The organism is Caballeronia sp. NCF2, from assembly GCF_023631205.1.
In the GTDB taxonomy this organism is placed as follows: domain Bacteria; phylum Pseudomonadota; class Gammaproteobacteria; order Burkholderiales; family Burkholderiaceae; genus Caballeronia; species Caballeronia zhejiangensis.
The window spans coordinates 56,939-68,828 of sequence record NZ_JALQDN010000070.1 but is presented as its reverse complement, the minus strand read 5'-3'; the positions used below and the strand labels follow the sequence as shown (position 1 = coordinate 68,828).

The following is an 11,890-nucleotide window of genomic DNA, read 5'->3' as shown; positions in this document are numbered from 1 at the left end:
GCCATGGACTATCGTCATCCACAACCTCGCAAGAGCATGCACGCGCGCATCGTGCAGGAGCTCGGCATCGACATCGTGAGCGGCAAGCTCAGTCCCGGCGATCGCCTGCCCGCCGAAGCGAAGCTGTGCGAAGCCTATGGCGTGAGTCGGCCCGTGCTGCGCGAAGCGACGCGCGTGCTGGTCGCGAAAGGGCTCGTGCTGTCGAAGCCGCGTCTTGGCAGCGTCGTGCGTCCGCGCGATGAATGGCACACGCTCGATCCCGATGTCCTCTTCTGGACGATCACCAGCGTGCATGAAGGCGCGTTCTTTCAGTCGCTGCTCGTGGTGCGCAGGATCGTCGAACCGGCGGCGGCCGCGCTCGCCGCATCGAATGCGACAGAGGAAGATGTCACGCGCATCCGCGATGCGTACGAGCGCATGTCGCATGCGCCGACGCCCGAGGCACTGCTTACGCCCGATCTGGAGTTTCATCGCGCGATCATGACGGCGACGCACAACGACATGCTGATGTATATCGGGCACATGTTATCGCTCGCGCTGTCGGAGTCGATCAAGCTGACGAGCCGTCATCCGGATACGCACGCGCTGTCCTTGCCGCGCCACAAGGCAATACTCACCGCGATCGCGAATCGCGATCCGCTCGGCGCGCGTCATGCGAGTCTCGTGCAACTCGACAATGCGCTCGCCGATGCCCAAAGCGTGTTGACGGCGGTTTATCAGGAGTAAGGCTTCAAGTATTGCGCCGCCACGCGTTGTCCTTCAGCGCGTTCGCGAGCGCATCGACGGACCATGCTTCATCGAGCGCCTGACGCAATAGCGCCTGCTGACTCTTCGGCGCAAGACCGCCGATGGGCGGATCGCGATCAAGGTTCGTCGGGAACGCGTAGCCTTCCGCGCACGCAGCGATGACCGCATCGATCTCCGCATCGCTCATGCTTTCCGTCGACTTGAAATCGAGCAGTACCGGATAGACGGATTCGCACATGCGCGCGCGATCGAGCGTTTCCATCGCGCGTCCATATGCCGATGACACCTGCAGCAGATTCGCCATGCGCTGCACGTCGCGCGTGCGGTTCGCGCCCGCGGCATGAAAGAGCGCGGGGCTGAAGAAAAGTGCATCGCCCTTTTCGAGCGGCAATTGAACGTGATGCGCTTCGAAGTATTCGCGGAAGTCCGCGCGCCGCCACGCGAGATACCCTTGCGCATAGCGCTGCGAAAACGGCAGCAGCTTCGTCGGACCGCTTTCCACAGGCATGTCGCTATGTGCGACCGCGCCTTGCAGCGTGAGATACGGCGAGATCGCGTGAACATGCGCCGGATAGCGCCGCACTTCATCGGCAGTCTGGAAACCGAGGTGATAGTCGCGATGCGCCTGCTGCGCGTCGCCGCCCGGACGCACGACATTGACTTGCGATGTAATCTGAAAACCGGGGCCGAGCCATGCAAGCGCCGCGCATTCGATGAACCGGTTCGCAAAGTAACGCGCGAACACGCGCGGCGCGTGCAGACAGAGCTTTTCCTGCGCATTCCAGATACGATCGTTCGCGCCCGCCTTCGCGAAGTGATCGGCGGCGCTCGCACCGCGTTCGCGCTCTTGCCGGATGATCGATTCGAAGATCGCGGCGGCCTCGTCGATAGGATCGACATCCGCATACGCATGCTTGAGCACGAACACGCCTGCGCCATCGCGCAGGACCGTGGCCCATTCCGCCTGCAACGCCATGCATGTCGATGAATCGTCCAGCGCGGGGGCGAGCGCGCCGCAGTCATATAACGGAATGCCGCGCTGAATGTGCGACGCGAATGTCAGCTTGGGTCGCGCGTCGCGCTCGAGCAGGCTCGCGAATTCATCGAGTGAGCAATCGCTTTCGGCGTACCAGTTCGTCTGATTCATGTCTCGCTCCGTTTTCGACAAGCATAGCGGCTGATGCTGCCGAAGGCGCGACACGAATGACGGCAGCCTACTTCAGCGGATCGTGGCCCCAGTTCATCAGCGAGTATCGCCAGTGCGAATGCTCGACTTCGTGCGGGCGCTGCGCGAGGTGCCGCTTGATGTAACCGACGACCTTGCGCATGTGCGCGTAGTCGTCTTCGCCGAGATCGGCCTTCTTCTTGCCGAGAATGTCGATGATATGCCGACCCGACTTGTGCCCCACCGATTCGCCGCCGCCGTTCTTCTGGCCGACTTCGCGCGACTCGTCGGTCGCGAGCCACTTTTCGAGTTGAGCGGGCGTCATGTTGACGAGATCCTTGAAGGTGCCGTAAGTCGCGGCGTCGTCATCGTGGTGCTGCGCGGTCATGAGTTGCCTCCGTCGTCGGCGATGTCATGCCCGCGATTCAGCAAGCATCACACCCGCTTCAGATACCGCTCAAGGAACTCGATGAATACGCGCACTTTCGCCGACAAATTCAGCCGCTCGGGATAGATCGCATAGATATCGGCGGGCGGCATCGACCAGTCGGTGAGCACGCGTTCGAGCGCGCCGGAATCGATAAACGACTGCGCGTCCCATTCGGAACGCGTCAGCACGCCGTGACCGTCGAGCGCCCAGCGCAGCGCCGCTTCGCCATCGTTGCTGCTCATCGTGCCGTGGACTTTCACCGTTTCGTGCCGCTTGCCCTTCGTGAAATGCCAGGTACCGTACGCCGTGTCGTTCTCGCGCAGCACGATGCAGCGATGACCGCGCAGATCGTCCGGCTCCTTCGGCGTGCCATGCGCTTTCAGATACGCCGGCGCTGCGCATACGAAGCGCCGGTTCGCCGCGATCTTTCTGCCGACCACGCGCATGTCCGGCAATTCACCGAAGCGAATGCCGACATCGAACGCGAATTCGGCGAGATTCATCGGACGATCGGTGAGATCGAGCTGCACTTCGACATCCGGATATTGCCGACGAAACTCCGACAGCGCCGGCGCGATATGACGCCGCCCGAAGCCAAACGTCGCGTTCACTTTCAACAGGCCGCGCGGCAGATCGCGGCTGCTCGACACCATGCGTTCCAGTTCCTGCACCTGTTCGAGCAGGCGCGAGCCGGTGCCGAGATAGAGCTCGCCTTCCTGCGTCATCGCGAGCCGCCGCGTCGTGCGGTTCAGCAGCTTCACGCCGAGACGCCGTTCGAGCTGGCTGAGGCGCGCGCTCACGGCGGGCGGTGTCACGCCGAGCTCGCGCGCGAGCGCCGACAAGCTGCCTTGCGTGACGAGCCGCGCGAAAAACTCCAGGTCGGCGATCGAGTCCATTTTTAAATTTGGCTTAACAATGGGTTAAGACAAGCTGTATTTTACGGTCTCCCTTATCGAATTACACTGGCTTCGACTTATCGGAGAAGCAAGAACGGAGACAGCATGGGACAGACGCTTTATCGGAAGATCGTGGACAGCCACACGGTTTTTCACGTCGACGATGAACATGTCGCGCTTTACGCCGACCTGCACATCATGAACGAGTACACGAGCCCGCAAGCATTCGCGGGACTCGCGCAAAAAAACCTGCCGGTGCGTTGCCCGGAAAAGCAGATGGGTGTCGTCGATCATGTGATTCCGACGCATCCCGTCGCGGTCGACAAGCGCACGATCATGATCGACGCCGCCGCGCAGCAGGCCGCGAACTTCACGCGCAACTGCGCGGAGCACGGCATCCATCTGTTCGATGTGCGCGACCGTGCGCAAGGCATCGAGCATGTGGTCGCGCCGGAGATCGGCCTGATTCGCCCCGGCATGGTCGTGCTGTGCGGCGACAGTCACACCACGACGTATGGCGCACTCGGTGCGCTGGGCTTCGGCATCGGCACATCGGAAGTGGAACATGTGCTCGCGACGCAGACGCTCGTCTATCGCGTCGCGAAGGACATGCGCATCGTCGTGGATGGCGCGCTGCCTCGCGGCACGACATCGAAGGATCTCGTGCTCTACATCATCGCGAAGATCGGTGCGCAGGGCGCGCGCGGTTACGTCGTCGAGTATGCGGGCAGCGCGATCGATGCGCTCTCCGCCGAGGCGCGCATGACCTTGTGCAACATGACCGTCGAAGCAGGTGCGCGCGGTGCGTTGATCGCCCCCGACGAGACGACGATTCGCTATGTCGCCGAGCGCATCGGAACCGATGCATTCGTCGCGCAATGGAAGCAGTTCGCGTCCGACGCCGACGCATCGTTCGACATCACGCATCGCTTCGATGCGCGCGATGTCGCGCCGTTCGTCACATGGGGCACGAGCCCGGATCAGGCCATCGCGATCGATGCGCGCATTCCCCGCCTCGCCGATGAACCGGTCGCGCAACGCAATGCATCGAAGGCGCTGGACTACATGGGACTCGATGCCAATCAGGCGATCGAGGGCCTCGCGATCGATCACGTATTCATCGGTTCATGCACGAACGCGCGCATCGAAGACTTGCGCGCCGTCGCCGATATCGTGCGCGGCCGCAAGGTCGCGCCTTCCGTGCGTGCGATGGTCGTGCCCGGTTCCGGCATGGTCCGCGAGCAGGCGGAACGCGAAGGCATCGCCAGCGCGCTGATCGAGGCGGGCTTCGAATGGCGTCAGCCTGGCTGCTCGATGTGCCTCGCGATGAACGACGACATCCTGCAACCCGGCCAGCGCTGCGCGTCCACGACCAACCGCAATTTCGAGGGCCGCCAGGGACGCGGCGCCCGCACCCATCTGATGAGTCCCGCGATGGCTGCCGCCGCCGCGCTCGCGGGCCGTATCGTCGACGTACGCAAGGAGCTGGAGCATGTCTGAACACGCAACATTGACCGGCATCGCCGCGCCGTTGCCGCTGAACAATCTCGACACCGACCAGATCATGCCGAAGCAGTTTCTGTTCGGCATCGACAAGTCCGGTCTCGCGCGCGGCGTTCTGTATGACTTGCGCTTCGATGCATCGGGCAACGCACGCAAAGACTTCGTGCTGAACAGGCCCGACTATGCGGGCGCGCGCATTCTCATTGCGGGCGCGAACTTCGGCTGCGGATCGAGCCGCGAGCACGCCGTATGGGGCTTGCAGCAAGCGGGAATCGATGCCGTTATCGCGCCGAGCTTCGGCGAAATCTTCTACTTCAACGCGCAGAACAATCGCTTGCTGCTGATCGCGCTCGATGAAGCCGTCGTCGCTGCATTGAGCGCGCTCGCGAGCGATGCAAAGACGAATCAGTTGACCATCGACGTCGCGAATCAACGCGTGAGCACGAGCGACGGCACGCACTACGCGTTCGATCTTCCGCAGCGTCAGAAGCGCATGTTCATCGAAGGACTGGACATGATCGGCATGACGCTCGCCGACAGCGACGCGATCCGCGCATTCGAAGCGAAGCACGAGGCGCTGCATCCGTGGATGAAGATCGATTTGCCCGCGCTACGCAACAAGCAAGCAGCGTAAGGCGAAAAAGAGACGCACGAGCGTCCATCGCCGCATCACTTCTCAATCAGGAGACACGATATGGAAAGCCCTTCGTTGCGCACGGGCGCGACGCCGCTCGGACTGCGCGCGCGCTTCTCGTTGATGACCATCGGCGGCATGCCGGTCGCGATGTTCGTCGCGCTCGCACTGGTGACGATACTCGCCGCCATCACCGGCAAATTGCCGAACGACATGATCGGCGGCTTCGCCGTGCTGATGTTATCGGGCCTGTTGCTCGGCGAAATCGGCAAACGCATTCCGGTGTTCAGGCATATCGGCGGGCCCGCGATTCTCTGTCTCTTCGTGCCTTCGGCGCTGCTCGGCTACAAGCTGATGGACGATGCCGCGCTCAAGGCCATCACCACGACGATGAAGACCGCGAACCTGCAATACCTCTATATCGCGTGTCTCGTCGCGGGCAGCATTCTCGGCATGAATCGCAAGATCCTGATTCAAGGCTTTCTGAAGATGTTCGTGCCATTGCTGGTCGGCACGGTGACGGCGATCGCGGCGGGCGTGCTAGTCGGACTGATGTTCGGCTATGACCCGAAGCACACGTTCTTCTATATCGTCATGCCGATTCTGGGCGGGGGCATCGGCGAAGGCATTCTGCCCTTGTCGATCGGTTATGCGGAAATCACCGGCGCGGCGCAAGGTCATCTGATCGCGATGATGGTGCCCGCCGCGCTCATCGGCAACGTCGTCGCGATTCTCGCGAGCGGCTTGCTCAAGCGCTTCGGTGAGAAACATCGCGCATATAGCGGCGACGGCATGCTCGTGAAGAGCGGCGACGATCAGGCGCTGCTGAAGGAACAGAAAGCCGAGGCCGCGCTCGATCTGCGCCTGATGGGTTTCGGGCTGCTGCTCGGCTGCACGCTGTTCATTCTCGGCATGCTGCTCGCGCCCGTCACCGGCATTCCCGGACCCGTGCTGATGATCGTCGCAGCCGCCGTGCTGAAGGTCGTGCGCGCGATTCCCGAACGCATGGAGATCGGCGCGTATCAGATCTACAAGTTCATGTCGACGAATCTCACCTTCGCGATCCTCGTCGGACTGGGCACGCTCTTCGTGTCGTGGGACAAGCTCGTCGGCGCATTCTCGCCCGCGTACTTCGTGATCTGCGCGTCGACGGTCGCGGCGATGGTCGTATCGGGATTCTTCGTCGGCGCGTGGCTGAAGATGTATCCAGTCGAAGCGGCGATCATCACCGCTTGCCATAGCGGTCTCGGCGGCACGGGCGATGTCGCGATTCTGTCGTCGTCGAATCGCATGGGACTCATGCCCTTCGCGCAGATTTCGACGCGCATCGGCGGCGCGGGCATGGTCGTGTTCGCCACGCTGATGATGAAGTGGTTCGGCTGACGTGCATGCGGCGCGCGCGGCGCACGATTAGCGGTTCGGCGCGCGCGGAACGGGAAGGAAATGCAGCAAGGCTTTGAGCGTATAGATGACGATCATGGTCCCGGCAAGATCGCCGATGAACATCGCGAAGAATCGCGCGACGATATGCTCCGTATCGCCCTGAAGATAAAACCAGATGTTATGCAGCAGCGGACCGGCAAGCGCATAAGCGACGGTGAGCATCATCAATCTGCCCGCCGTCAGATTCGATAGCGACGCGTCGAGTCCATAGATCTCGCGCGCGAGTCGATACACGGCATAAGGCGCGACGGTCGCAATGATGCCGCCGACGAAAGATCTCACCGGATCATTTGGAAAGAAATAAAAGAAATCGACGAGCCAGCTTGCGAAAAGCAGCCCGAGTGCGCCGTCCGCGCCCAACAACAGCGTGCTGAGCAGCCGAATGCCGGCCGGAAGATAAATCCAGTTCACGCCTCGCACGAACTCGGAATGAGTAAAGATTTCCTGATTGGCCCAGAGCGAGGTGATAAAGACGAGCGCCGTTCCGACGACGGAACATGAGCGAAGTTGAAGGGAAGACATTGGCGGCGTGCCAGTGAGCGGCGGTAAGGACGCACATCTTATCGCAGCACCGCGCGAATTCATGCGTCGCGCATCGTGCGCGTCTGGCCTTGCGCTCTTCCGCCGTAATTCGCCGACGATTCGAGTTTGGCCGCGATGCGCTCCAGTTCGTTCAGAAGCGATTCGAGCTCCATGCGCTGAAGCGGCGCGATGGCGGGCGCATGCTGCAATTCCTCGATGCGCTCGCGCCAGTACGAAACGGGCCACGCCGCGCTGCGATGCCAGTGGCGCGAGCGGATCATCCTCGCGAGATGTTCGATCTCCTGCTCGATGAAATGCGCCGTGATGTAGTTGTTATCGCGTTCCTGAACCACGCCCCTGCCCTCCCGGGAAATCGCTCGGGCGATAGCGAAACGCGCTCACTCGTCCGCTCTTCGTATTGCGACCTTGTATGGCGCCCTTGTATTGCGACCTTGCTCGACGCATATTGCGCCCTTGTATTGCGACCTTGCTCGACGCACTATCTTAGCACTTACTTATCAATTTGATAAATAGATCGTCGATTGTGGTTTGCCGTATATCGCGAATGCTATGATCGGTTCGTTCCCTAAAAGCGATTTCTTCATGGCCAAAAAGAGCGTGTTCGATGCCTATTTCCGCTTCCTGAATCTGGCTCAGGCAGTGCAGGCATTGCCTTCGGTGCCGAAGCTCGATGCTGCCGAAGAACGCTTGCTCGAAGCGCTCACGGCGTCGTGGCACGCGGGCCATGCGCTGACGGTCACGGAGACGATGGCGCTGTCTATCGCGGGCGCGCCGGCGACGGTGCATCGCAAGCTGACGAACCTCAGAAAGCAAGGCCTCGTATCCGTCGATGAAAGCAGCGACGATCTGCGCATCAAGACCGTCGTGCCGACGCGAAAAGCACTGGATTACTTCGAGAAGCTCGCGGCGTGCCTCGATGAGGCGAAGAAGAGACGCTGAGAATCAGAACCGGTCGATCATGCCAACCTGCACGCCGCGCACCGGCGCGCCGGGATAAGCCGCCGGAATCCCGACTACGTTCACGCCGCGCAGCGTGAAGGTCGCGTCGCCATGATTGCGCAGCATCGCGCCGCTCGCGTAAAGCAGCACCTTCGGCGAGAGATCGTATTCGCACGCAACGCTGAACTGGTCAGCGTCGTTATCGCTGCCCGAGCGATCGCGTGCATACGCATAGCCGAGCGATGCGCGCAGGCGCGGCGTCACCGCGTAGCGCATCGAGACCGAAAGACCGTCGTTGTGATAGCGCGGCGACCCGCCATCGCCGTTGAAGTACGAGAGGAAGGCCGTCGTCTTGCCGAAGCGATACGACACGCCGCCGAGATTCGCACGCAAGCCGGTGTGGCCTTGCGTGTCCTGATGCGCGTACGAAATGCGAAAGGGCCCGCTGTGATACGCGAACGTCTCGTAGTTCCCCGATAGCCCGTTGCCGTTGCCGCTATCGCGCAATGCGACCATGAGCGTCGTCGTGAAGCCGTGAAAATCGGGCGACAGATACGTGATGCCGTTATTCGTGTAAGGCGTGATCTTCGACAGATTGTTGAGCCCCGACGCGATCGTGCCCGCACCGAATGCATCGAGTCCGCCCTTGAACGGAATGTAGATCGGCGAATACTGCCGGCCGAAGCGCAACTCGCCCCACGGCGCGCCGAGCCCGATCCACGCCTGTCGATTGAAGATCGTGTTGGCCGTCGCGAAGGTGCCGTCGGCGGAACTGAAGCCGCTTTCCAGATCGAAGAGCAGACGCGTATCGCCGCTCAATTGCTCGTAGCCGCGCAAGCCGAAGCGCGAGCCGCGATACGCGCCCGAGTCCATGCGCGGCGTCCACGACGAGCCCGGGTTCGTCACTTCGATGCTCGTATCGATGCTGCCGTACAAGGTCACGGCGCTCTGCGCATGCGCGGACGTTGCGCCGATGCCGCACAGCATCGATACAGCCAGCAGGCAAATGAAAGTGTTGGTCAGACGCATGAAATCTTCGGTTCGTACGATCAGCGGTTCAATGCATACGCGATGACGTAATCGCCACGATCCGGCGATTGCCGCGCGCCGCCCGCCGAAATCAGCACGTATTGCTTGCCCGTCTTCGGCGACACATAGCTCATCGGACCGCCCTGGCTTCCGACCGGCAAGCGCGCCTTCCACACTTCCTTGCCGGTGGCGCTGTCGAACGCACGCAGATAATAGTCCTGCGTGCCCGCGATGAACACGAGGCCGCCTTGCGTCGCGAGCGTGCCGCCGAGCGTCGGCATGCCGATGGGCATCTTCACGCGCATCTTGATGCCGAACGGACCCGTGTCCTGCACGGTGCCGACGGGCACTTGCCACACGATCTTTTGCGTCTTCAGATCGACCGCGGAGAGCGTGCCGAACGGCGGCTTCTGGCACGGAATGCCGAGCGGCGACATGAAGCGGTTCTTGTTCACGGCATACGGCGTGCCCTTCAGCGGCACCGCGCCCATGCCCGTGTTGACGGCTTCGCCGCCGTTGCTCGCGGGCGCGCTGTCGGTCTTTTGCGGAATCATCTGCACCCAGAGACCGAGGCGCATGTCGTTCACGAAGACGACGTGATGATTCGGATCCGTCGACAGGCTGCCCCAGTTCATGCCGCCGAGCGATCCCGGGAAGCTCAGCGAGACATCGGTGTCGGGGGCGGTGAAGAGGCCGTCATAGCGCATCGACTTGAAGCTGATGCGGCACATCAACTGATCGAACGGCGTCGCGCCCCACATGTCCGATTCCTTCAGCGTGTCCGCGCCGATCGTCGGCATGCCGGCCGAGAACGGCTGCGTCGAAGAGTACTGTTCCTGCGCGATCGTGCCCGTCTTCACCTTGCGTTCTTCGACGCGCGTAAGCGGCTTGCCCGTCGTGCGGTCGAGCACGAAGATCTGACCGGATTTCGTGCCGAACACGACCGCGGGCTTCGTCGATCCATCCTTCTCGGGAAAGTCGACGAGGCTCGGCTGCATCGGAACGTCGAAGTCCCACAGATCGTTGTGGACCGTCTGATACACCCACTTTTCCTTGCCGGTGGTCGCATCGAGCGCGAGGATCGACGTCGCGTACTTGTGATCCAGCGGCGTGCGATTGCCGCCCCACAAGTCCACCGACGAGCTACCCATCGGGATGAAGACAGTGTTCATCGCGGCGTCGTAGGACATCGGCGCCCACGAATTCGGCGTGCTGCGCGCGTAAGTCTGACCCGGTTGCAGGCGCGCGTTGGGGTCGTCGCGGCCCGGATCGAACGCCCAGCGCATCTCGCCGGTAATGACGTCGAAGCCGCGCAATACGCCGCCCGGCATGTCGGTCTGCACGTTGTCGGCCACGCGTCCGCCCACCACGACCGTCGTGCCCGCGAGCGTCGGCGCCGACGTGAGCTGATACTTCGGATCGTCGGCCGCGCCGAGACCCGCTTTCAGGTTCACGAAGCCGTGTTCGCCGAAGCCTTCGCACAGCGCGCCGGTGTCGGCATCGATGGCGACGAGACGCGCATCGATCGTGTTCATCAGCAAGCGGCGCTGGCAGCTTGCGCCCGCCGCGATGGAAACGGGGGTCACAGGCGTCGAACCGTTTATCGTCGGTCGCGCCACAGGTTTCGTCGCATCGAAATACGCGAGGCCGCGACAGCGGTTCCAGACCTGCGCCCGCGCGTTGATCTCGCGCTTCCAGATCTGCTTGCCGCTGTCGGCATCGACGGCGATCACGTTGTTGTGCGGCGTGCACAGGTAGAGGCGGTCGCCGATCTGCAGTGGCGTCTCCTGATCTTCCGCGCCGTTGCCGGTCGGGCTTTCGGGGACATCGCCCGTATGGAAGGTCCACGCGACACGCAGATCCTTCACGTTATCGCGCGTGATCTGATCGAGCGCCACGAAGCGGCTGCCGCCGGCCGTGTTGCCGTAGTTGCTCCAGTCCTTCTGCGCGTGCTCCTTCGCGACGGGCACGAGCGGCGTTTCATTGCCATCGGATGCGACGGTCGGATGCGGCTCGAACATCTGCACGAAGGTAACGAGCATGCAAAGCGCGATGACGCCAGCGAACGCATACGCGCGCTTCGACGCGGGCTTGCCCGTCTCATGCGTGCGCAACGATGGCCATGTAAGCAGCGCGAGCATCATGAAGCCGGCCGGCAGCATCAGCCGCGACACGAGCGGCCAGAAATCGAAACCGCCGTCGATGGGCGCCCACACGAGCGTGCCGATAAATACCGCGCCGAAGGCGAGCACAGCCGACGACTTCGCCCGCATGAACTGCACCGCGGATACGGCGATAACCGCTCCCGCGATCACGAAATACGCGCTGCCGTGCAGAAGCGCGAGCTTTGCGCCGCCGACGACGAAAATCAGACCAGTGGCCAGCAGCGCGAGGCCCAGCACAACACACCCTGCTCTCAGCGCGGCTGAAAGACGGGCTTTACTCGTAGACATCGAAATCTTCTCCAGGAGTCTGCCATGCGATCCGCTTCGGCGACGACAGGAATGCCGCGGCCGTATCGCACCGCGGAATGAAAGCGTTCCGTGAAGTCGATACCGCGA

General features: G+C 62.3%; 12 protein-coding genes. 5 read left to right on the top strand and 7 right to left on the bottom strand.

All coding sequences use genetic code 11. The features are described from left to right. The first annotated feature begins 3 nt into the window (after positions 1 to 3). Positions 4 to 726, top strand: coding sequence for a FadR/GntR family transcriptional regulator (locus NCS02_RS28585; RefSeq protein WP_033536016.1), 723 nt, complete (start codon positions 4 to 6; stop codon positions 724 to 726). 4 nt (positions 727 to 730) lie between these two features. On the opposite strand, the gene NCS02_RS28580 is transcribed toward NCS02_RS28585, so the two are convergent. The 3 genes from NCS02_RS28580 to NCS02_RS28570 form a co-directional block, all read right to left on the bottom strand. Then, on the bottom strand, positions 731 to 1,894 hold the full coding sequence (locus NCS02_RS28580; RefSeq protein WP_250520260.1) for a phytanoyl-CoA dioxygenase family protein: 1,164 nt from the start codon (positions 1,892 to 1,894) through the stop codon (positions 731 to 733). Between the two features lie 67 nt (positions 1,895 to 1,961). Then, the gene (locus NCS02_RS28575; protein WP_008346360.1) at positions 1,962 to 2,300 is read right to left on the bottom strand and encodes a DUF3140 domain-containing protein; all 339 of its coding nucleotides are present in this window, start codon (positions 2,298 to 2,300) and stop codon (positions 1,962 to 1,964) included. A 47-nt stretch (positions 2,301 to 2,347) separates the two neighbouring features. Next, on the bottom strand, positions 2,348 to 3,238 hold the full coding sequence (locus NCS02_RS28570; protein ID WP_250520259.1) for a LysR family transcriptional regulator: 891 nt from the start codon (positions 3,236 to 3,238) through the stop codon (positions 2,348 to 2,350). Positions 3,239 to 3,343: 105 nt separating this feature from the next. Here NCS02_RS28570 and leuC point away from each other — a divergent pair, with 105 nt between their 5' ends. From leuC to NCS02_RS28555, 3 genes are read left to right on the top strand one after another with little or no spacing between them, the layout of a single operon-like run. Next, the gene (leuC, locus tag NCS02_RS28565) at positions 3,344 to 4,738 is read left to right on the top strand and encodes a 3-isopropylmalate dehydratase large subunit (RefSeq protein WP_175980228.1); all 1,395 of its coding nucleotides are present in this window, start codon (positions 3,344 to 3,346) and stop codon (positions 4,736 to 4,738) included. After that, a complete protein-coding gene (leuD, locus tag NCS02_RS28560) occupies positions 4,731 to 5,375 on the top strand; it encodes a 3-isopropylmalate dehydratase small subunit (protein ID WP_250441370.1) in 645 nt (214 codons plus the stop codon). The genes leuC and leuD overlap by 8 nt, the downstream gene beginning before the upstream one ends. Positions 5,376 to 5,435: 60 nt before the next feature. After that, on the top strand, positions 5,436 to 6,758 hold the full coding sequence (locus NCS02_RS28555; protein WP_250520258.1) for a 2-hydroxycarboxylate transporter family protein: 1,323 nt from the start codon (positions 5,436 to 5,438) through the stop codon (positions 6,756 to 6,758). 27 nt (positions 6,759 to 6,785) lie between these two features. Here the strand turns inward: NCS02_RS28555 and NCS02_RS28550 are convergent, their stop codons facing one another. Then, a complete protein-coding gene (locus NCS02_RS28550; RefSeq protein WP_250523387.1) occupies positions 6,786 to 7,403 on the bottom strand; it encodes a hypothetical protein in 618 nt (205 codons plus the stop codon). Further along, positions 7,400 to 7,693, bottom strand: a complete 294-nt coding sequence (locus NCS02_RS28545; RefSeq protein ID WP_008346348.1) for a hypothetical protein — start codon at positions 7,691 to 7,693, stop codon at positions 7,400 to 7,402. Before NCS02_RS28545 ends, NCS02_RS28550 begins: the two co-directional genes overlap by 4 nt. Positions 7,694 to 7,943: 250 nt before the next feature. On the opposite strand from NCS02_RS28545, the gene NCS02_RS28540 reads away from it, so the two are divergent. After that, a complete protein-coding gene (locus NCS02_RS28540; protein WP_033536044.1) occupies positions 7,944 to 8,300 on the top strand; it encodes a MarR family transcriptional regulator in 357 nt (118 codons plus the stop codon). A gap of 3 nt (positions 8,301 to 8,303) precedes the next feature. On the opposite strand, the gene NCS02_RS28535 is transcribed toward NCS02_RS28540, so the two are convergent. Both NCS02_RS28535 and NCS02_RS28530 read right to left on the bottom strand, forming a co-directional pair. Further along, a complete protein-coding gene (locus tag NCS02_RS28535; RefSeq protein ID WP_502800909.1) occupies positions 8,304 to 9,287 on the bottom strand; it encodes a porin in 984 nt (327 codons plus the stop codon). Between the two features lie 62 nt (positions 9,288 to 9,349). Continuing rightward, positions 9,350 to 11,782, bottom strand: a complete 2,433-nt coding sequence (locus NCS02_RS28530; protein WP_250520255.1) for a glucose/quinate/shikimate family membrane-bound PQQ-dependent dehydrogenase — start codon at positions 11,780 to 11,782, stop codon at positions 9,350 to 9,352. Between the last annotated feature and the right edge of the window lie 108 nt (positions 11,783 to 11,890).